This is a genomic window from Cytobacillus spartinae (genome assembly GCF_042865285.1).
Classification (GTDB): Bacteria; Bacillota; Bacilli; order Bacillales; family Cytobacillaceae; genus Robertmurraya_A; species Robertmurraya_A spartinae.
The window spans coordinates 88812-110654 of the sequence record NZ_JBIACK010000004.1; the positions used below are offsets into that span (position 1 = coordinate 88812).

General features: G+C 44.3%; 22 protein-coding genes and 2 pseudogenes. 17 read left to right on the forward strand and 7 right to left on the reverse strand.

Annotated features, from left to right (window positions below; genetic code table 11):
* Nucleotides 1-12: 12 nt before the first annotated feature.
* The 7 genes from ACFYKX_RS10280 to ACFYKX_RS10310 all read right to left on the reverse strand — a co-directional run bounded on the left by ACFYKX_RS10280 (nt 13) and on the right by ACFYKX_RS10310 (nt 7731).
* A complete protein-coding gene (locus ACFYKX_RS10280; RefSeq protein WP_389360744.1) occupies nt 13-2358 on the reverse strand; it encodes an FtsK/SpoIIIE domain-containing protein in 2346 nt (781 codons plus the stop codon).
* A 109-nt stretch (nt 2359-2467) separates the two neighbouring features.
* The gene (locus ACFYKX_RS10285; protein WP_389360745.1) at nt 2468-3526 is read right to left on the reverse strand and encodes a hypothetical protein; all 1059 of its coding nucleotides are present in this window, start codon (nt 3524-3526) and stop codon (nt 2468-2470) included.
* A gap of 38 nt (nt 3527-3564) precedes the next feature.
* Nucleotides 3565-4074, reverse strand: coding sequence for a hypothetical protein (locus tag ACFYKX_RS10290; protein ID WP_389360747.1), 510 nt, complete (start codon nt 4072-4074; stop codon nt 3565-3567).
* A gap of 288 nt (nt 4075-4362) precedes the next feature.
* Entirely contained in the window at nt 4363-4815 is a 453-nt protein-coding gene (locus tag ACFYKX_RS10295; protein WP_389360749.1) for a helix-turn-helix domain-containing protein, read from the reverse strand.
* A 339-nt stretch (nt 4816-5154) separates the two neighbouring features.
* Nucleotides 5155-5574, reverse strand: a complete 420-nt coding sequence (locus ACFYKX_RS10300) for a hypothetical protein (protein WP_389360751.1) — start codon at nt 5572-5574, stop codon at nt 5155-5157.
* 12 nt (nt 5575-5586) lie between these two features.
* Nucleotides 5587-6732, reverse strand: a complete 1146-nt coding sequence (locus ACFYKX_RS10305; RefSeq protein ID WP_389360753.1) for an Alp7A family actin-like protein — start codon at nt 6730-6732, stop codon at nt 5587-5589.
* 321 nt (nt 6733-7053) lie between these two features.
* Nucleotides 7054-7731, reverse strand: a complete 678-nt coding sequence (locus ACFYKX_RS10310) for a MerR family transcriptional regulator (protein WP_389360755.1) — start codon at nt 7729-7731, stop codon at nt 7054-7056.
* Nucleotides 7732-8360: 629 nt separating this feature from the next.
* Here ACFYKX_RS10310 and ACFYKX_RS10315 point away from each other — a divergent pair.
* From ACFYKX_RS10315 to recJ, 17 genes and pseudogenes are all read left to right on the forward strand, one after another.
* Nucleotides 8361-9248 (forward strand): annotated as a pseudogene (locus ACFYKX_RS10315) (DNA cytosine methyltransferase); the annotation flags it as partial.
* Nucleotides 9249-9716: 468 nt separating this feature from the next.
* Nucleotides 9717-9816 (forward strand): annotated as a pseudogene (locus tag ACFYKX_RS27235) (hypothetical protein); the annotation flags it as partial.
* Nucleotides 9789-10256, forward strand: coding sequence for a DNA cytosine methyltransferase (locus ACFYKX_RS27240; RefSeq protein WP_449257604.1), 468 nt, complete (start codon nt 9789-9791; stop codon nt 10254-10256). The pseudogene ACFYKX_RS27235 and the gene ACFYKX_RS27240, both read left to right, overlap by 28 nt.
* Before the next feature lie 138 nt (nt 10257-10394).
* On the forward strand, nt 10395-11114 hold the full coding sequence (locus ACFYKX_RS10325) for a hypothetical protein (protein ID WP_389360757.1): 720 nt from the start codon (nt 10395-10397) through the stop codon (nt 11112-11114).
* Between the two features lie 106 nt (nt 11115-11220).
* Nucleotides 11221-12027, forward strand: a complete 807-nt coding sequence (locus tag ACFYKX_RS10330) for a hypothetical protein (protein ID WP_389360759.1) — start codon at nt 11221-11223, stop codon at nt 12025-12027.
* A 90-nt stretch (nt 12028-12117) separates the two neighbouring features.
* Nucleotides 12118-12588 (forward strand): hypothetical protein, encoded by a 471-nt coding sequence (locus ACFYKX_RS10335; protein WP_389360761.1) that lies wholly within the window; start codon nt 12118-12120, stop codon nt 12586-12588.
* A gap of 175 nt (nt 12589-12763) precedes the next feature.
* A complete protein-coding gene (locus ACFYKX_RS10340; RefSeq protein WP_389360763.1) occupies nt 12764-13042 on the forward strand; it encodes a stage V sporulation protein S in 279 nt (92 codons plus the stop codon).
* 85 nt (nt 13043-13127) lie between these two features.
* Entirely contained in the window at nt 13128-14447 is a 1320-nt protein-coding gene (locus ACFYKX_RS10345; RefSeq protein WP_389360765.1) for a hypothetical protein, read from the forward strand.
* A 125-nt stretch (nt 14448-14572) separates the two neighbouring features.
* Entirely contained in the window at nt 14573-15376 is an 804-nt protein-coding gene (locus ACFYKX_RS10350; RefSeq protein WP_389360767.1) for a tetratricopeptide repeat protein, read from the forward strand.
* A gap of 58 nt (nt 15377-15434) precedes the next feature.
* Nucleotides 15435-16325 (forward strand): tetratricopeptide repeat protein, encoded by an 891-nt coding sequence (locus tag ACFYKX_RS10355; RefSeq protein WP_389360769.1) that lies wholly within the window; start codon nt 15435-15437, stop codon nt 16323-16325.
* Between the two features lie 165 nt (nt 16326-16490).
* On the forward strand, nt 16491-16637 hold the full coding sequence (locus ACFYKX_RS10360; protein ID WP_389360770.1) for a hypothetical protein: 147 nt from the start codon (nt 16491-16493) through the stop codon (nt 16635-16637).
* A gap of 120 nt (nt 16638-16757) precedes the next feature.
* On the forward strand, nt 16758-17357 hold the full coding sequence (locus tag ACFYKX_RS10365; RefSeq protein WP_389360772.1) for a hypothetical protein: 600 nt from the start codon (nt 16758-16760) through the stop codon (nt 17355-17357).
* A 67-nt stretch (nt 17358-17424) separates the two neighbouring features.
* Nucleotides 17425-18300, forward strand: a complete 876-nt coding sequence (locus ACFYKX_RS10370; protein WP_389360774.1) for a tetratricopeptide repeat protein — start codon at nt 17425-17427, stop codon at nt 18298-18300.
* Nucleotides 18301-18433: 133 nt separating this feature from the next.
* Nucleotides 18434-18892: a hypothetical protein gene (locus tag ACFYKX_RS10375; RefSeq protein ID WP_389360776.1), complete on the forward strand. Its 459-nt coding sequence runs from the start codon at nt 18434-18436 to the stop codon at nt 18890-18892.
* 209 nt (nt 18893-19101) lie between these two features.
* Nucleotides 19102-19401, forward strand: coding sequence for a hypothetical protein (locus ACFYKX_RS10380; protein ID WP_389360778.1), 300 nt, complete (start codon nt 19102-19104; stop codon nt 19399-19401).
* Nucleotides 19376-19951: a helix-turn-helix domain-containing protein gene (locus ACFYKX_RS10385; protein ID WP_389360780.1), complete on the forward strand. Its 576-nt coding sequence runs from the start codon at nt 19376-19378 to the stop codon at nt 19949-19951. The genes ACFYKX_RS10380 and ACFYKX_RS10385 overlap by 26 nt, the downstream gene beginning before the upstream one ends.
* A 155-nt stretch (nt 19952-20106) precedes the next feature.
* Nucleotides 20107-21810: a single-stranded-DNA-specific exonuclease RecJ gene (recJ, locus tag ACFYKX_RS10390; protein WP_389360782.1), complete on the forward strand. Its 1704-nt coding sequence runs from the start codon at nt 20107-20109 to the stop codon at nt 21808-21810.
* Nucleotides 21811-21843: the final 33 nt, after the last annotated feature.

The following is a 21843-nucleotide window of genomic DNA, read 5'->3' on the forward strand; positions in this document are numbered from 1 at the left end:
CTCCCTTGCTTTTTATGTTCGGATGGATAAGGAATACGGCTCTAAAAAAGCCATCCTCTCCTCTTCAGAGAGAAGAAGGGTGTATCCACTGGTTCGTGATTTCGGTTCTTCTAACCATCCTTTCTCCACGAGTTCGCGCATGAGTTCCTGCACATCATTCATTCGCATTTTCATCAGTTTTCTCACCTGAGATACGCGCGTTTCCCCTGTTTGAGCGATGATCACTTGCAAAAGTTCGAGCGGAGTCTCTGGAACCCGAAACGAATCCTCCTCTTCTGGTTCTAACCAGTCAAAGGAAACGGGTTTCGAGGTGGATGGTTTAAATGACTGTATCAAGGAATCTGTTTTTTCCTCTGTTTCGGCAATCAACGCTCCTTGAAAACGGGTGAGTCCCATTTGCCCTTCTCGTTTGATAACTCCATCTCCTTTTCCTAGTAAGTCAAAAGGCGGTTTATGATCTAACACCGTGGCATAATCGTGCCTTCCACTACAGGCAAATACGATTCTGGTCGGGATATTCGACTTAATCAATCCTGTGACCACTTTTACTTCGGGTCGCTGCGTGGCGAGAACCAAATGAATTCCGGCTCCTCTTGCCTTTTGGGTAATACGGACAATAGTGGGTTCGAGCACACCTTCCGGGTCTTGCATCATCAAGTCACTGTATTCATCAATCACGGTGACAATATAGGGAAGCGGTTGTTTGGCTTTCCGATTGTACTGAGCAATGTTCCGAACACCTGCTTTACTCATCTGCTGGTACCGCCTTTCCATTTCATCAACCAAGAGTGGTAGCGTGTCTAACGATTCACTTGGATCGGTGACGACTTTCACATTCGGGAATCCCCGGAATACTCCAAATTCCACAAGTTTCGGATCCACAAGCAACAGTTGAACCCCTGCTGCAGGAGGAAACAGTATCATCATCAAGATAAACTGAAGCAACCACATGCTTTTTCCGCTTCCTGTGGCTCCAACCACCAGCATATGTTTTTCTTGAGTGACATCGCCAAATAACGGTTTCCCATCCACCCCAGCTCCAATGATAAAGGGGAGAATTGCCTCTTTTTGAAACGCTTGAAACTCTTTTCTGTCTCCCACGTCACGCACCATCACTGGAATGCGTTCTGCATTCGAGACCGATAGCCAAAACGTATTCGGTTTGTCTCCAGGCTCGAGATGAAGATCATGCAACCCTAAAGCGGTTTTTACATCCTCTAAGGCTTTCGTCAGGGTCGAAACCCGAAACCCTTTCGGTAACTCACATTCAAACCGGGAGATGGTGGGTCCTTGTTTCACTTGATGAAAGGAGAACGTCTCTCCTTTGGTCACACCTAAAAGGTCAAGAGCGGTATTCCATTTGTCCCTCCAGACATCCATCAGAATGGGCTTTGCTCTCTCCTTTCCTCGTGGAAACACGGCAAACTCTTTTAATATCGTTTCTCTTCTAGTCTCTTGAGGTTTCACTTCCATGATTTCTTGTTTGGTTACTACGGGTAGAGAAAATCCGTTCAAAAAAGAGAGAAGTTCGTGGGTACCCCACCATTGGTATCGCCCAAAAAGAAGAGGAAACCGAGCAAACTGAACCAACTCCTTTTGAGAGTCTTTTCCGTACGGAGGCGCAAGCAAGGTCCAATTATTCCCCTTCGTTCCAAACCGAAAGGCTCGGTAGAGAGTATCGGCAAGAGCAGAGCGAGAAGCATCGTCTCCTCCTGTGACCAGAAAACGAAGAGACACTTTAAATCCCTCTCCTTCTCTCTTTTCTTCCCAATGAGGCAATCGTTTCCGATGGGGTTTCCAGTCCTCCCTTCCCCATTCACTAAGCCAATCTTGTATTTGCTTGATGCCTAGAGCAAGGCTGGGTCGGTCAATGCCTTTTTCGTAACGGTCATAGAGTTCATCTCCCACTTCCCGCCACTTGCTATTGGGCGTTTTCTCAAGTAAGAGTTGAATCCAGACCCCGTGATGTCCCCGTTTAGTCTGAAGAAGGTCTTGCAGACGTCTCCAAAAGCCGTCAGTCCAAGAAAACACAAAAAGAGAGGGTTGCTCAAACAATAAATGAAACACATCGGTTTCGTTCGGTAGAACTCTCCATGTGAGTTCAGACGCAGAAAGAGGAGAAGACTCAAGTCCCTCCTGCCACCAAGACGCATCAACTTCCTCTTTCCATCTCCAGTTGAAGGCGGCTCGTTTTCCTTCTTCGAGCTCTTCTAATTGCTGGAGAATAAACGATTCTTCCGGCCGAAAAGGAATGACGCCCATATCCGGAATGCGAAATATCCCTTTATCGGGAAAGACTTGCACTTTTTCCTCTCGTTTCTTGCGGAAATTCCATACGTGAAGGTTAACGTTTCCCATACCATCCCTCTTTCATTCCCCAGACATGTACCCATAAAAGTGTAGTCATGTTGATCATGAGCATCGTCGTATTGATCAGAAGCACGGTTTCAAACAAGCCAATCCCTCCTTATCGTTTTAAAATCGCCATTCTTCCTGCTGCCTTTAAGGCATCCATCACTTTGCGGTCCGTCTTCGTTTCCTTTTCTAACATGTTTTTCACAAAAGACGGCGGAAACGCAAGAGAATACAACCCGCCAAGTGTTACTAAGCATTTGGCAAACATCCCTGAAGGCGTCATCGGAAACGGCATGCCAAACATGATGAGCGATAAAAGAGTGACAAACACCCCGTAAACCAGTTGCACGACATACAAGTCTCGCATCGAGGTCCACCATTTCTGTTGAAATCCTCGTAGCGAATCAAAGACAAACCCAAGCATGGCAAAGGGAGTGAGGATTCCGAGACTAAGGAGTTGAAACCATCGCCTTCCGTGGTTTAACAGAAACGGAACGAGCAACAACACAAATAAGCCATTAAAGATGAGAAAGGTTCCACTGTCCAAACCATCGAGTGCCCAAGAACCAGAGGTACTGCTTGCATCCTGTAACATGCCATTTCCCATGAGGAAGATAAACCGCGTTGCCGCATTTAAGCCTTCAATCGCTTTCACAAATAGAAATGGCGCAAATCCGCACACCGCCATCATGAGCGGAAAACGCCCAAGAATTTCCTTGATCCCACTTCCCTTAAATCCTAAAATCCGCTTGAGCCCTTCTCCCATGGCCAGTAACCCGACCATTCCTCCGGCTAAGGCACTGAATTTCAACAACATCCCTTTAAAGAACACATTGTCAAAGAGAAAGGCAGGCGTATAAATCACTTTGGAGATGATGGAAAACACCCAAATCATGAGGCGTTTCGTATCACTTTTCGGGTTGGCAAGTTCTTCTTTTGCTTTCTCATTCATTTGGATAAACCAGTTTGTGACTTGATCGGCTTCTTGTAAATCAGGAGCCAGTTTCATTTTCGCTAGTTCATTGAGGTGGCGATACCCCTCTTTCATTCCCTCGACCCAATGAAGCCAATCTCCTTTTAGAGATTCTACAACGTTTTTTGCTCCTTCCATGAATCCTGCGGCTTCGGTGGGATCTGCTCCTAGTAAAAAGACAGGCGTAGCTAGCACCAAAACCGGCAACACCTTTCCTCTGTTTAACCAAGCATGTTTTAAAAAGGTTGATAGCCAGGTAATGGACTCAAAATCCCTCGAAGAATCGTGACGACGAGCCAAATCAGAACAGGAGCGGAGATGACTTGAATCAACCCTTTTAAGATGTCTTTGCTCCACGAATTTCCCTTTTCTTTCAGTCCGATAATCTTCATCCCTCCCGCTAGCATCATGCAAATCGTACTCACCCCTGCGACTAGCCCTAGACAAATCGCTTGAATCAAGGCGAGAGTCTTCTCGACATCGGGTGGAAGCACGCTCCCTACGGTCATGAGACTGGAGGATGCGGCAAAAGTGGGTGTAGTCGTCATGACGAGAATGCTGATGGCGATGGATGCCGTTTTGATGAGCATGCGTTTGGATGCGAATTGTTGTTTGGGTGGGAGTGTCCACACCTCCTTCCTCACTTCTTCGAGCAAAAAATCTACTTTCTCAAGCGTCTTTAATACAGACGGTTCTTCTTTATTTAGAAATGTCGGAATGGAATAACGAATCTCTTTTCGGAACATGAGGATTCCTCCCTTCTTTCATCAATCGAAATCCAGCGGTCATGGAGGAGACAGTAGCCATCAACACCGAAATGCCTTGAAGCACCAAAAAGCCTTTGATCAACATGATGATTTCCTCCCTTTGTTCTAAAAGTTGAGTGGTGCTATCACCTTATGAACCGTAAAAGCCGTCCTATTCCTTCCGGCGCAAATTTTTTTCTTTGTGTGTAGCGAAGAAATGGGCATGAGCCCACACCCTTCCTCACTTTTGGGCATAAAAAAAGAACCGAATGGTTCTCAGGAAAAACCTTAAAGGTTCTCTCGATATAAGCAATCGCCTACAGGAGGACAATCGAGGGCAATCCAAATACGTAGAAAATAATCGAGGCTCATATTTTGATTTTTGTTGTTGAGCACTTGCGAAAGGTTGCTCTCACTAATATCCGTCATGCGGTGCAGATCCACGGCTTTTAATCCTTTTTTCTTCATTAAGGCTTTAAAGCGGTTTTTGATCATGTACGGCTGTAACGTTTTCGGATGAAAGAGAAGGCTTTTAAGGGTCGTCACTTCATCACTCTTTATCGGCGTCATCACATCCAGGTAATCCACCAAGGCTCCTTTAATCACGGTTTCAACAGTGGTTTCTTCGGAATCACGAAATGATAAATACGTGGCCACTTCTTGTAAACGCTGGATGGTTTGCGGGCGTAACTGAATGGTTATCGGTACAAAATTGTCATCTGTTTCTTTTTTTATGACCATGTATAATCCTCCTTTTCCTCGGACAAACTATCTTTAAATCGTACGCTGTTTCTATTATCCTTATGTGAGGTGATTCAAATGATGCTGCAGAAAAAAGACCGCGGAGATCACGCCAAAGAATCGACAGATCGTGGAAAAGGCTTATAATCCCCTTTGGGTCACAAGGTACAAACGTTTTAGGTGTTCAAGAGTCGGGTAAGAAGATGGGTAACAAGACGGGTAAGAAGAAGTCTTTCATCTGAATTCCTTTAAGGATTTCAGAACAAAGGCTTCTTTTTTATTTGTGTTCTACCTTTTGTCCTTTTTTCAATAAAAAAGAGCCTGCTATACGCAGACTCCCTACTCGTCATCATCATCCATTAACACATTTTTTAGCACCGAAGCACCATGTTCGCTTTTGGGTGTGAATGTGACGATTTGCTCTTCCTTCTTTCCTACAGGCATAACAGATGAAGGGGTAGAACCAGCAAAGGCCTGAGCTGGATCCAGTGCAATATGCTCCACCCATGCTTCTAATAGGTGCAAGGTTTGCTCTGACTTTAACCAATCTTTCGCTTTAGGGCTTAAGCGTGGCGAAAGCGGAAGTACCAGCACATCTCTGGATTTGGATTGTTCCACCCCTTGTAAGAAGGTGCCGGCTGCCCATTTCGAGAATCCCTTTCCAAGTTGTTCTTTTTTCTCATTGATCGTTAAGAGTTGCTCTTCGGTGACATCTGGAGGCAAACGAAACGAAACCGTCGATTTGGCTTCATAATGCATGGCTCGTCACTCCTATGCTTCTACGGCTTCAAGTGTAATGCCTTTTTCTCCTAACACCGCATGCAAAACTTTGTGGTAGGCTCTTGCAATCATCCAAACCGAATCTTCCCCTTCAATAAAACGAAGTGGGTATTGATGGCTTTTATCGTTGATTTCCTCTAATTGAGAGCGTAATACAAGCGACCCTCCACCAATGCAGTATGCAAGTTGTATGCTAGGTACTTCATTCCACATACGGTCAATGAGTTTGTATTCATCTTTTGCAAGACGACCTAAGATTGGCTTGATGATGTCATCGCCAATCGGGGTGCGATTACCTTTGATATAGATGTGGTTGCGGTCCTCCCCTTTGTCTGTGATGACTTTCACCACTTCTCTGCGACTCTTGAAGTACTTAACGTTGTGTTTTTTCTCCACTTGTTCGATAATCTCATCCAGATAAGGAGAAACTCCTTCTTTCATTCCTTCAGAGGCTTCGTTGTCGATTTGACCATCGCCGTAGATGATAGCAGCATCCGTTGATAATCCGCCAATATCATGAATCAGAATCGTTTTCCCTTCCAATTCTTCGTTACGAGGAGAGCCATCTTCTGCCATTGTTAAGTCAACCAATGCTGAATAACTTTCCGTATTCACTTTAACCGTTTCAAAACGAATACGCACCGTCACTCCTTCTAGCTGAGGCGTTTGAAGGAACGTTACCTCATGTGTATGTTTCTTCAACTTTTCACGGAAGGCAGCACGCTTCCCTTTTTTAATCTCAGCCAGTGGCAATCCCGTCGATAAATGATACGTCACATCAATGATGCCGTCTTCATCCGGTTGTGTGTTCGTTGCTGTATCATAAGCAAGTGTGGTAAGGAGCATGATCACGGGTTGATCGCTCTCTGACTTTTCACTGTTGGAAGTAAGTTCATCATTCGACTTATACTTGGTTGCTAACACCCCTACTGCATACGAACCTTTACCATTCTTTAAGGCTCCAGAATTGATTTGCACGTGAAGTCCTTGAAGCACTTCCTTTTCATAATCGACAATGTCTCGTGATTCTACTTCCGAAATGACGTTTGGAAGTAGTACTCTTGCGTTGTACCCCACTCCTAAGAATGCCTTAATGCTATCATTTCCAATATCTACCGATGCCGCTCTTGTATTCATATTTCTCCTCCTCTATGTTCTCTTTGCATACGATTTGTATGCATGTTTTTGGTTTATGTATGCACATTGTATGCATTTCCCCTTATTCCTTAGAACCCATTAGACTCTACAAGGGTTGTCCTATTTGTTTATTCTGTATGCATTTAGCATACAAACGAAGTTTCTTCGCAGACGTTTTGCATACAACTCATAAAAGGAATGGATTTCCTTTATTTCCATCCTATTTTATCATGCTGCCTACCGCTTGCATACAAAAGAATTCTCCTTTTGATTGAAAAGTCCTCTTTTTTAGAAACAAAAACCTCTCCATCACAGAGAGGTTTATTTGTTAAAGAGTCTTGCAAAGATGCCCTTCTTCTCTTGCTCACTCTTTTGTCGGAACATTTGAGTGATGGAGTCCTGAGAAGCACGCGTCTCTTCCAATAAATCTAGCAATCTCTCATTTGTTTCTTGTTGTTGGACCGTAGACTCCTTCAAGGTCTTCAATTCCTCTTGCAGACCCTTGAATTCTGGGCTTTCCAACAATTTCGGTTGTGACTCGCTGCCCATGGATTCTAGTTTTTCTTTCATCTCTTGAACCAACGGCTCTAAAGTAGCCACGGCTTCTTGGAACCCTCTCCTAGAGGCCTCTTCAATCAACGTTTGAACCCCCGGCATGTCCATCAATTGTTTGAGCTGTTCTTCGGTGGCGATTTCATTCATGGTCCCAGTCATTGAACCAAGCGTTGCATTGCCCCCGACCCGTGCATAAAACTCCGGATCCTCTTTCCATTCTTCTAAAAACATTCGAATTTGAGCAATTCCTAACCCTTTTGAGCGATACTTATCAATGAGTTGAAAATAGCGAATGTCTTCATCCGTATAAAGCCTCGTTCCATTTTTATCACGCTGGATTTGGTGTAAGTCTTCAAACTCCTTCTCCCAATTTCGGATCGTGTTTTGACTCACTTCTAAGGTTTCCGATACGCTGCTAATCGTGTAAAATGTCTTATTGGTCACTTGCAGCCCTCCCTTCAATTCACCTGGAGTCTCCAAGACTATTGAAGATTCCTCTCCATCTCAACTTGCAGGACTCTACATATTTCTTGTTCTTCCATCATTTTACCGCAGAATCTTCCATTTGAACATGAAGAACTCGCCAAATGTATTTGAATACCTATTCAAACAACCCTCCAACTCTCCTTCAAGTTGTTATGAAGTTGCATACCCCTCAACTTTATACATTTACACAGTGAAGTGAAGATGTGTTCGTATGAAGTTAGAGAGATGTCTGCAAAAGTCTTGGAGGGTATTGAAATCAACATTTGAAGAGTAGGCTACAAAGATTCTGAAGGGGTTCTGAAGTATTTGCAGGGGTGTCTGCAAAAGAGTTGGAGGGTAGAAACCTCATAAAACAGGGGTGCAAATCATTTGAAGGCTGCAAATCTATTAAAGGTTCGAAGGACTAGCGAATAACGGAATGAAATGATATAATAGTAAGATAGAAAAGGAGACATTCCCACCTAATACAAGATGGACCACATGGAAAAACCCTTCGTCAAGAAACGTCTTATAGCAATCTTCTAATCTGAAGTTTGTTATCCGAAGTCTGTTTAGAATTCGGACTTTAGACGAAAGGGGTCATGTGATTGACAACCAAACCCAAAATCACTTCCTTTTTTGCTGGAATCGGGGGCATTGACCTTGGTTTCATGCAAGCGGGCGCTGTTGTTGCTAGAGCCTATGAATGGGACAAGTACGCCGTACAGACCTATCTTGCCAATGTAGGGGGTGATGCCGTTCAAGCCGATGTGTCGAAACTCACGCACGAAGATTTGCCTGTTAGTGACGTGTGGACCTTTGGCTTTCCGTAGCCGTGTCAAGATCTATCCGTCGCAGGGGAGCAGAAGGGGATGAAACTCACCTGTACTTCCTGTGAGGCGACGATTGACTACAAGGAATATGTAGAAGCCAATCGGAGCTGTTCTTTGTGTGGAAGTGTGGCGTTAACGAGTGCAAGTCGGAGCGGATTGTTCTTTGAAGTCATGCGACTTCTCGATGAATGCCGTGAATTTGCCCCTGAAAAACTCCCTAAAGTTCTCCTCGCTGAAAACGTAAAACCCCTCAAGCATTACCTCCATGTATTAAAAGAAGAGTTTGCGGTAAGAGGATTTGACCTGAGTGCAAATCTCTTCAACTCAAAATGGTGGTTTGTGCCGCAAAATCGTGAGCGCTACTATGCGGTTGGCTTCCATGAATCGGTTGCACGCCGAGATGAGTTCGAATTCCCGGAAGAGCAGCATGAGTTTGTTCCGAAACTCTCCAGCATCCTAGAAGCAAAAGTCGACGAGAAATACTACATCTCCGATGAAAAAGCCCAAAAAGTCATTGAAGAAGCCCTCAAAAAAATCCCTCAGTTAGAAGAAGTCCACGCCGTTCTTTCTCCCGAGCGAATCAAATTCCGTCAAAATGGCCGTCGTGCCAAAACCAATGAAGAACCTTCTTTTACGTTGACTGCCATGGATCGTCACGGAGTCATTGTGAAAGAAAGCACCGAAGGAATCCTCACGTTACATCCTCTAACCTCAGAAGAAATCCAATCTCTCAAGGAAGACCTCCAGCAAGTCTTTACCACCAAAGAAGGAGCAGCCTATTGTGTCGATGCCAGTTACGCGAAAGGCATTACGCCATCCTGCGTGGGGAAAAGCAAGCGAACCCATGTGGTGGAGGACCACCCCGTCATCATGAAAGTTGCCAATACGAATCCAAGTGGAAATGGCATGAATGGGAACGTCTTCTATATGGAAGGACTTTGCCCAACCTTAACCACGAATAAGGGAGAGGGCATCAAAATCCTTACAAAAGAAGAAGCAAATGCTATTCTGGTTCAGAAGGGAAGGGGGTTTAACAAAGGGGGCGTGAAAGACATCGCTCCGCCTTTAACCTCTCACTCCTATGAACAAAATCATCACTTAGTTGAGCAGAGTATCATCCTTGCGGGTAAACTCGACATGAAAGGGCATGACCAAATCAAACGAGTGTACGATCCAGAAGGAATTGCTCCAACCTTGACGACCATGCAGGGTGGACATCGCCAACCCAAGGTGCTCATCCAAGACGCCGAGGGGTGTTCTGGTGAACTCATTTTTGTTGGTGGGATTGAAAACAAGTGGTTAAAAGAAGACGGGAAGGAGTTTTCCCGTAACTTTAAGCAAGGATACCGAGTCTATTCTAGTGAAGGAATCGGAGCCAGTCTAACGAGTAGGGGAGGAGGCTTAGGTGGTCCAAGTGGTCTTTACCTTGTACCAGAAGAAACCTTAGCCGCCATCCTTGAAGACGAAGATGTCATGGTCTATGTTCCGATTGTCACTCGTTTCCGTGTTCGCAAACTCACGCCCTCCGAATGTGGTCGTCTTCAGGGCTTTCCGATGGAATCATGGAAACAAGTCGTGAGTGATTCTCAAGCCTACAAGCAATTTGGCAATAGTGTCACCGTTCCGCTTGTGAAAGCCATCGCCGAAAAGATTCTCCCGTTGTTGAAATAGATTTTCCCTACAAGGAGAGTGTTAAATTGAATTCTCCTTGTTTATCAAAATATCATTTGAATATCGTTACATAATTTGCTACAATCCAAAGTAGATTAATGCGTTTTTTGTAACGATAATGAAGGGAGTGTGTTTAGTATGAAAAAAATACTTAATCCAAAATCCATTGGAATTTGGAAAACCGCTATTTCCGTATTCTTCATCCTGGTGTTAACAGGCTGTCAAGAACAAGCCTCTCCAACTCCAAAAGAAACACCGCCTACAACTGAGACATCTACTCCAACTGAGACGAAAACTCCAACGACTCCAACAAGCAACTCATCAAAAGAAGAGGACAAGTCCGTTGTGGACAAAGCCTTAGCGAATGCTGACAAGAACATCGAAGCCATCAAAACTGCCATTTCCAACGACAAAGATATGAGCGACGAACAAAAAGCGATTGAGATTGCAAGGCTTTTTGCGACTGAAAACTTTACGATGAAGGACCGTATCAACAAAGAGCATGTTGGCGGCTTAGAGTATGTTCACCCGAGCATTCGTGAAAAGATGAGAACTCAACTGGTTCAAGGGTTTCACTATTCATGGTACGATGCCATGATCAAAGAATTCGGCGGGAAAGACAAACTTCCAGAAGTCATTGACACGAAAGTGGAAAGTGTTCAACCAGAGACGTTACAAGTATATGGTGAAACGGTTCCTGCTTACAAAATGACAGTATTGGTACGTTACGGTGAAAACTATATGGAGTACAATATGGTTCATGTAACAGTTGGAAAACATCAAAATGTAGTGCAAATTTTAGCCTATGCGTTCCCTGAGACGCATAAGGGAGAGGAAGGATACCGAGTATGGTGGTAATCTAATCAAACAAAACCTTATCCCCGGGTCAAAAGGGGATTATGCTCCTTTTTATCTCCTCTTTTTTTAAGAAAGAGGATTTTAGTGTTAGAAAGGAGGAATGCTCATGAAGAACCGATTGACCAAGGTGGTAAGCCTTTTTCTCATCCTCATGTTGCTCATTCCAATGTCTGCTCTTGGAGCAGGATTTGGGGGTGTAACCTCTGGATCGGGTAGTGGTTCCACTCCGCCAACGAGTTCTCTTGGAGGAAGCACGAACTACACCGGAAATCAGGGGTCCTTTGGAGCGATTGGGGTCATCAACGTCGGGAATGAGGTAAACAACAACGGCGGAGGCGCCTATGCGATTGACAACAACGGGATGTTTGACTTGTACGTAAGCAATCCCACTCTCTCTGGTCCATCGACTCCCGTTTACGTTCCAGAAGTTACCGTGGAATGGAAATACTTTGTTCACTATACGGGTGAAAAAGTCAATGCCTCTCAAATCTGTTCGATTGGGGGAGCGAGTGCCCCGTGGAGTGACCCTCAGTATCAATTGGTCACGACGCTCTCCACAGGTCCAGCCTTTGGAACGAGTCATTCGTTCGGAAGTGGTGGAGTGTACTTCGTCAAAGCCGTGCCAATCTCGAACTATGGTCGTTGGAACTGGAACGGAGAAGCGAAGCAGTTCTGGATTTCCGTGACGAACGATACAGTCGGAAAGTCGATGAAACTGCCTGTGAGTTCTTGTATGCAAAACGCCAAGCCAAGTCTCTCTGGTGGGGGAATGGTTCAAGACAACTTTGAACACAAAGACGTGAAAGTCAACAAGCAACGTGGCATGTTCACGAACCGCCAAGTGAAATACCGTGACTTCTTAAAGAACTACGGGAAGTCTGGAAACTTCGGAACCATCTCAGACGAACAATAAAGCAGCAATCCGTTCAAGCAAAGGGGTTCTCCCTTTGTTATTCTATCCGAATTCCTTTTGGTTTTCGGAGATTTAGAAAGGAGTTTTTACATGATCCCTCACAAACCACGTATCATCCTCATCCTCGGAATCCTTTTTCTCCTCTGTTTCCCAGTATCGGGATTCGCTGCAGAACAAACATCCACCAAATTCTTACCAGCCAACATTGACCCTTCTGTCCGAATTGGCAATCAAGAGGCTCTATTCTCCACCTTGTTCGTCCTATTCCCTCCAGAAGTGTTTGAGCATGCTCAATTTACGAGTCAATCTTACATCGAGAATCCGAACATCCCTTACCAAAACTGGTTTGACCATCACCAACAAAACCTCTATTACCGAGTGACGTTTCCACTTGAAGCGAATATTCAAAAAGCCCTGATTCATGAATCTATGGCACTCGGAGTGCCTCATCCGTACTTTAGTGATGAAGCGTTTCAAGCCTTGTCGGTCGACAAACAAGGAGTTTTTACGTACCTATGGTTGCATAGCACGAGCCACATTCGAGCTCCTTTCCTTCGATAAGAGGGAAGGGTTATAAAAAAGTTCTAACTTTTTTCGGTATATCTATTGAATAAAGGAATGTAATAGTTTATAATGAGTGGTAGTTGACATTTCGGGTGACGTTATCCCTACATCTTAGGGTCATTAATCTGAGTGGTTGAATAGAAACCACCGGATATAACAAGGAGGTTCACCCATGTCCAAATTCGAAATGAAAGTATCGAAAAAAGAGAAAACCCACCCTAAGCAGATTGCAGGAGCGATTTTTAAAGCGCTACAAGAGCATGATGCCGTTGAGCTGCAATGCATTGGAGATGCTTCCATTGGCAATGCGACCAAAGCCATGATCATCGCCAAGAAATTCTTCAAACAGAAAGGACAAGTCCTTGCTTTTGACCCCGACTTCGATAAAGCGGTCACCCCGGATAAGGGCGAAGTGGTTTCCGTTACGTGGAACATTACGGTTGCGAAATAAAAAGAGGGAGTTTGCCCCCTCTTTTTTATGTTGCTTTTCATCTGAGAAGCCTTCCTTATTACCTTTTGAAAGGAGGAATTTTCCCATGAAAACCAAGAACAAATGGATCCAAAAAGGAACTGCATTTGCCTTCATCGGGATGTTAACGCTTGGGGCGATTTCACCAGCTCAAGCATCAGAAATCGTTGCAGGGTCAAACGGGGGTCAAACCGTTTACCAAGACACCAATACCGGTCAATACTACAAGTATCAAACGCAGTATCAATATCAAACCCTCTACCGTGATGTAACCAAAACCATTCCGGTGACCAAAACTCGTACGGTGCCAAAAACGGTAACTGAAACCAACTATCGTACCGAGACTCGTACCAACTACACAACGGAATACTACAATGTATCTGTACCAGTATACGACACTCGTACTCGTGCTGTTCAAAAAACTCGTACAGAAACGGATTGGGTACAAGAAGCGCGTCAAATTTTGGAACCCTATACCGTAACCGAACAGGTACCAGTGACACAGTATAAATCGGTACAAAAGCAAGAAACGTATACCGACTACGTAACTTCGACCAAATCGGTTCCCGTGTATAGCACAAAACAAGTGTGTGATCCACCACCAAAGCAAACGTACACGCCACCAAAACAAACGTCTAACCCAAAACCTGGTGCCTCTTCCAACTACCGCTCCTACCGTGCCGCAGCGAAAAGTGTGATTGACTACGGCATCTCTCGTGAAGCAGGAGCCGAGTATGGCGTTGCAGAGATGGCTTGTCGTACCGAATCGTATCAATCTGGTACAAAAACGGAAACGGTAAGAACGCCAGTGACGAAGACTCGTACCGTAACCGTTCAACAACCTTACACTGTCATGGAATCTCGAACCATTACGAAGACTCGTCCTAAAACTGTCTATGTGAATGTGCCAAAAACTCGTACGGTAACGTATACAGACTATGAAGACTACACAGTTCAAGTAGGAACTCGTACGGAAACTCGCTCACACCAGGTAGCAACTGGAACGTATACGGTTCAAGTGCCATACACAACTACGAACACCGTCTATGTCACGGAAAACTACACTGTGATGGAAACACAAACGGTGAAAGAGCCATATACGGTTGCCACACCTGTCACCACGAAGGTTGCGTACACGCCAACGATGACCGTGACACCATCTGAGATCTCGCTTGCTGAAAAACCGAAGAATGAACAACAGTTCTCTGTTGACGTGAAGGCTAAGACTCAACGCCAAAAATACAACGAAAAGGTTCTTGAGCAACTTCATTCCGAAAAAGCATCAGGAAAAGTGAAGTTAGACACTGAGAACAAGTACAACTCTTGGGTAAACGGCATGCTAGATGCTGTAGAACAAGCAAAACGAGCTGCTCAAAACAAGAAGTAACCCCCACCTCCTCTTGACCGAGGAGGTTTTCTTATTATATCGTTATTATTCTTGAATAAAGGTATTTATTTTGTTATACTTTTGTTATGAATTTGCAGTTTTACTCATAAAAGGAGGAATATCATTTGAACAAAAATGGAATCATTGTCATTCTTGCAGCCTTACTCTTAGCAGGAGGAGCGGGCTATTGGTTTTTCTTTAAAGAAGAGCCGAAAGAAAACAACCCAAAAACCGAAGAAGTTGTAGATGAAACCGAATCGAATAAAGAAGTCGATCAACCGGTTGCCGATACCTCTAGCCAAGACAGCAAGTTGTTAGAACCTTTCTATCAAGCGTGGTCCATCCAAAACCTTGATGAAGCAGAAAACATCATTAACACCCTTGTCAAAGAACACCCACAAAATGTACGTTTCCACTTAGAAGCCGCGAATCTTTACTTCTCAAAAGATGGATCCCCTGATCGAAGCATTCAATTGCTCGAAGCCTTCACGAAAAACTCCAAAGATGTACAATCCTGGAATGAGTTAGGGTACTACTACATCCTGATGTACAAGGCAGAGTTCTATCCAAAAGCCGTTGATACGTTAAAAACTGCTCTTAACCTTGCTGCAGAACAAAAATTACAAGATGTCGCATTCATCCAAGCCAACTACGCTCAAGCCTTAACTTTAAATGGACAAGCAAAAGAAGCGATTGCGATTTACGAACAAGAAGTATTCAAGGCTCCAGAAGATACCTTCAAACACCTTCAGCACCGCCTCAACTATGCTATTGCCCTTCAGGTTGATGGACAATCTGCAAAAGCCATCCAAGTGTTGCAAGACATCTTAGCGATTGATGAAAACAGCATTCAAGATGAGAGAGTCAAACAAGAGCTCCCATACACGAAAGATGCAGCCTCAGAGGTTCTTCAACAATTCCAAGGATAACCCTCTTCCCTCTTCATTCGAAGGGGGTTATAACCCCTAAAGGAGGTTCTTTGTTGTCATGATTGAAACCCTAAAAAACATAGAAGAACGATTGCTAGACTTGTACCAAGAACGACGTTGGTTGTTTGTCGTAGGGTGCTTGGGTACGCTCCTCATCAGTGGATTAGTGCTGGTGGCTTTAATCTCAACCAAACCGGCTTCCAGTCCACCAGAGGTTCAAATGGAACTAGCGGAGTCTTCTTTAGAAGATTACCAGTTGTCTTCTCCGATTCATCTCAACACGCCTCTTCAAGAAGCAGAAGAAACAGGGTTAAATGAATTCTATGCTCTCTGGAAAAACGGCAAAAAAGAAGAGGCAAAAGCCAAGATGGAGGAGATGTTACAACTTTTCCCCAAGAGTGAGCGAATGGCATTAGAAGCCGCATACTACTATTACGCCGGTACGCAAAAACCATCCCGCTCCATTGAAATCCTAGAGACTTTTTTAACCCAAACGAAGAGCCCTTACGTGAAGACTCACTTGAGCAAGTTTTACACCTACACCTACAAAACAGACTCCTTTAAAAAAGCCCTCACTTTGTCTAAGCAAGCATTAGACGAAGCGATTTCGTTACAACTCCCAGAACTACCGATGTTCTATGCTCATTACGCATGGGCTTTGTCCCTAAATAACAACACAAAAGATGCCATCCATTTCTACCAAAAGAAAGTTTTTTCAGATGAAGCAAGTATTTTAACGCAACTGGAAGCACGTTTGAATTACGGGTTTACCTTAGAAAAAGCAGGGCAATACGAGAATGCTCTGAAAGTCTATGATGGCATCCTAACCCTTGATCCCAACCAAGTGAACCATCCACTGGTTCAACAAGAACTGCCGACAGCTCAAAAAGTCGCTCAAACCTCCAAGAAACAAGTAGAGAAATTGCTTCAAACGAAAAAGAAGAAATAGTACCGAAAGATTCGGCGAGAAGGGCATGGTTTCTTGGATTTCTTTAGGAAGTTCAGACAGCTCTTCTGTTTATGTTCCATTGATCTGAATTTCCTATGGAATTTCAGACCATCTGAATGTAAGTTTTTCACATTCAGAAACATTTCGCGAAAAGGAAGGGATCCTATGAAAAATCAAAAGAAAAAAAGCACGATTGGTGAAATGAGCAATTCTCGATTGATGTGGGCGATTAACCCAACGAACCGCATCAAGCCTTCCAAAAAAGGAAAAGGCTCCTATAATCGAAAAGACGCCAAACGTGTTGCGTTCTAATCTGGATTCTTATATGAATTCAGATGTTATTCCGAATCCATTGGTTTCGGATTATTCCGAATATCATTTAGACGTTCGGTTCTTTGTAAGATCTATAGAATCATGGAGGTGAATCAATCCTTGAGTTTTGCATCTGAGTTTGCATGGGTTTGCTCTTCTTGTGGGATCAAAAGCAATCCCGAACGACCTTTACCCCTTTTTCAGGTAGGTCCTCGTGTACTGTGTAGTCGTTGCATGGAATTAGATAAAATCTGCCTTACCACGACCACAGACTGTTTAGGCGCTCCTCCTGATACGATTGTAGGACCTTTGTTCTTAGAACATGTCATGGCGGTACCTACTCAGAGCATCCTTCAATTTCCAAACTTCTTAGAAACGGTAAAGACTCAGCTCATGCTTCGAGCCAAAGACCGTACCTACCATCAAAGTGGCAACGCCCTCGTGCAGATGAATCTTCAACTGACCCCTTTAGAATCTCCTCATTACCTCGTTTCGCTATCGGGAACCATGGTATGGAGTCATAAGTGGCATGTACATGTTAGTCAACTTGAACCTCCTCGTGAACTGGTGGCAACCATGCCAACCCCATCTTCTACTCCGTCTGAAAAAGAGCCAGAAGAAAAAACTTCAAAAGACAGTGTGGTAGGGAAGTACCCCGATGTCGGGGGAGATTCCCAAATGAATCGTTTCCGCAAATTAACGGCTACGTTAAACTCGTAGTGTTCATTCGATTTTCTGAAATCCCTTGGGGAATTTAGAGACACGGATATTAGAAAGGAGAACTCACATGAATCCAAAGGTAAAATGGTCTCTACTAGCAGTAGGGGTCATCGCTAGTCTTTTAACCATCATCATGTACGTAGGCAACCTTGGACCCTTTGAGAAAGAAGTAACCATCGTGACAGAAGAACCAACTGATTCGAAAGAGCCCACAACGGCTCCAAAAGACGCGAAGGCTGAACTCGAACAGTGGGTAACCGATTTAAAAGAAGAGTATGCGGTAGAGGAAAAACAAAAGAGCGAAGTCGACTATGACTATCATAATATCGACCTCATTCGCACTTACATGGAGCAAGGCAATCTGGTTGCGGCAAAGGAGCAGACAGAAGCCTGGTATCAAGAATACCCGAATTCCATGTATCTCCTTTTTACCCTCTCTGACCTTGAGTTGCAGATGACCGGAAAGCCTGATACCTCGATTGCCTTGTTAGAAGAATTTTTGGACCGTCATCCCCGTATGCCGGATGTTCACTTCAAACTCGCTGACTTGTATCTGGCTCACGAAGATGTTTCAAAAGCACAAGCAGAAGCCAGAACCGGTACAGGAATTGCGCTGGCTGACAACTATCCAGATCCTGAATACTTCTTAGATAAGTATGCATGGATTCTCTATTGGACAGAGGAAAAAGAAAAGGCAAAGGAATTGTATGAACATGAAATCATGAAGAGCGACATCCAAGATTTGATTGCTCGTGCGGCTCTTGCCGTCTACCACTATGCCAATATTCTGGAGATAGAAGGCAAGGCTTCAGAAGCGGTTCCGTTGTATCAAGCGATGGTGGATTTCAAAGAAACAGAGGTTTCTAGCCCAAATTGGGAAGACTTCGTATTTGCAAGACAACAATCTCAAGAAGCCCTGACTCATCTTCAACCCTCTTCCTAAGAGGGTTTTTATTTCTTCCCTTGAATTTATATTATGAATAACGGTATAATATATGTATATCAATATGTTTTTTGCACGACAAATGAAGGCTTCTGGAACTTCTTGTTCCAGATAATCGAAAGGGGAAAATCATATGTCAGCGATTAAAATTGGAAGACTACACGAGATTACTAAGGAAAGCGAAGAACTAAAAGCAAAGTTAGAAGCCCTCATGAAGCCTCTCAAAGAGCAGTTAGATGCTCTAACAGAAGAGGAAAAATCCATTCGTGAGGAGCTCGCCGAGGATGCGAAACAACACGGCGAATCGAAAAAGAGCAAGAGTGGCGATTGCAAATCACTATCGTATCCAGGTCTTGGAACGGTTAGTGTCACGGTCAAAGAGGATTGGGAGTTAGTCGATACCACCGCCGCCAAAGAGTTGGTCGAGACGAATCCAATATTCTTTGCGGCTCAAAAAGTCGATGTGAACAAAAAGGAATTCATCAAGATTGCGACAGAAGTGTTTAAAGAAACTGGCGAGTTAGTGCCTTGTGTACAGAAGGTTTCAAAAGAAACCACACGCATCACGCTTGCTAAAATCGAGGATGAATAATCCTCTTGCACTCCATCGTTGGATGGAGTGTTTTTCTTTATGACAAGTTTTTTTATGCTTTTCACCTCAAAACACTTGACACAATATTTAGTAGCAGCGTAAACTGAAGACAACAAGATATGGACAGACATCCTGAAGTTTCCAACTTTCTTAAAAAAGGGAGGAACGCCCAGAGTCTTCTAAATCGAATCATAAAGGAGTTGAGACCCATGTTCCCTGTATTACCAGCCAAAATGGATCCACAATTAAAAGAGTTAGTTGAATTAGAAAGAAAGCGTGTGTTAAGCATCAAAAAGTGCAAGCCCCGTATGTTCTGGGGAGCTGTGTTCTTCTTCGTTTTAGCATTCGGATTTTTGAAGTCATTTGAAATGGGGTATGGAGTTGCTTCCATTCTATCTGGTGCCGTGAGTATCCAGGCGTGGATGCAATGGATAAAACTTCAGAAAACATCTTATACGTTTCAAGGAGGGAGTGTAACGGTCTATGGCGTTGTCAATCACCAAGACTGAGATGCAGCAAGAAGAAGCCTATTGGGTAGAGGGGTTTCATACCTATTACCAGCAGCATTCCTTAGAACTACCCATTTCCATTCCTGAATTCCGTGAACTCCTCTCCACGTTCCTTTGTCATCCAGATGAGGCGAATTCCAAAGAAACGCTTTATAAACAATGGATCGAAGAAGGAAAGGAGGGGAGAAGGGAAGCGAATCATCTCTTAGAGGCATTTCTATCGGAATGGCTGCATCAGGAAGAGACGGTGAACCAAGCGGTTAGACGATTTCTCACCCTAATCTTCAGCTCTCCTGGTCACCCGGAGCCACTGGTTCCCGCTTCCTTCTGGAATCGACCACTAGGCATCCTCATGAAAGCCCACCAAACCTCCTTTCCCATGATTCTTCTCACCTCTGGAGATGCGGCGTGGTTACTTGGCGTCAGTCGCCAGTATATCCATGAAGAGTGGACAAAAGGAAAACTACCTTCCCAAAAGGTAGGAAAATACCATGTATTCTTGCTATCCGACCTGTTAGCCTATGCTCATCAAAAAAAGAATCAATCTTAATTCCTTAGAGGAATTAAGATTCGGGCGAAATTCGTGACGAATTCTCGCCTTATGCCCTGTCAAACAAGATTATTTGACAAGGCTTTTCGTGTCTAGTATGTTGAATATAGGTATATAATACGAATATAGACACGATAAAGAAGGAGGGACGTCACATGAAGGCAACACTCAATTGGAAGCCTCTTGAGCCGATTACATTTCCTCAAGAAAGACTTCTGCAACAACAACTCAAACGAAGTGGATACCCAACACTTCATCCTCACCTCATCACGCATCTCGCCGTTCGCGGGTTTCATCAAGTGAAAGATGTCATGGCTCATCTGTTTCCAACAAAAGAGCAATGCCACGATCCTTTCTTGATGAAAGGCATGAAAGAGACGGTAGAGGCTTTAGAGATGGCGATTATCTCTGGAGAACACATCACGGTTGTCGGCGACTATGACGTGGATGGGATTTCGGCTACCGCCATTGCGGTTCAAACGCTGAAAAAATTGGGGGCGAACGTAGACTACTACATTCCTCACCGCAAACGTGAAGGCTACGGGATCAAAGCATCCGTCGTAGAGAACCTCAAGAAACGAGGCACAAAAATCATCTTAACGGTTGATAACGGGATTAGTGCGCATGAAGCAATTCGTCTTGCAAAATCCTACGGCATGACGGTGCTGTTAACGGATCATCACCATCCGGGTGAAACATTACCTGAAGCGGATGTCGTCATCAATCCTCACCAAGAGGGATGTCCGTATCCGTTTAAGAGCATCTGCGGAGGACTCATCGCCTTTAAACTGGCTCAAGCCTTGTTTGACTACATGGGGATGAGTGGGGAAGAAGATGCGTTCATTGAAGCAACCGCTCTTTGTACGGTAGCAGACGTCATGCCACTCGTCGATGAGAACCGCTACTTTGTCGTAGAAGGCTTAAAGCGCATGAAATCAAAGCCTTCGGTTCCGATTCAAGCGTTGATGAAAGCCCTTGGCATGGATCCAAAAGGATTAAATGAAACTTCGATTGGTTTCTACATGGGTCCAGCTCTTAACGCACCAGGTCGTTTGGATTCGGCTGAAGAGTCGCTTAAACTTCTCCTCTCTCAGACGAAGTTAGAAGCACTCATTTTTGCGAATGTTTGCGGCGAATGGAACAAAAAACGTCAAGTGTTAGCAGAAGCAGCGAAAAAAGAAGCGGAAACCTTGCTGACAGACCATCCGGTACAAGTCTTGCTCATGCCGAGTGTCGATGAGGGGCTTGCGGGGATTCTCGCTGGTCAATTAGTTGAAATGACCGGAAAACCAGCCATCGTGCTAACAAAAGGGAAAACCGATACGGGGAAAGAGGTCTATAAAGGCTCTGCTCGTACATTTTCTGGTTTTTCATTGTACGATGCGTTTGCCGCCGTCGAGAAAAAACACCCTCACGTATTTGTGAATTGGGGTGGTCACGCAGAAGCCGCTGGTCTTTCTTTAGACCCTGCCCATTTTGATTTGTTCCACGCTGCGATTCAGGAAGTATATGAAGCAACCGAACTTGGCGTATCGGTGAACGAGTATCTTGCTACCATTTTTGAACAAGACATGTTTACCCTGTGCGATCACATGGAATGTTTGGCACCATTTGGTCACGGGTTCCCACGTCCAGTGTTCCGAGTGGAATGTGTAGTAGGCGAAGTATCCATCTTTGGACCGAAACAAAACCACCTTCGCTTCTTCTCCGTGAATGGCTCTGAATTCACGCTATTCCGTGGAGCGGATGCCAACATTCAAGTGGGTCAGAAACTAGCCGTCTATGTGACGGTCGGTAAAAGTTACTTTGCGGGTCGTGACAAGTATGACATCCTGGTTTCGGACTATGAAGTGTTGTAATCTGTGACAAAATACGAAGAACGCTCTCCGAGA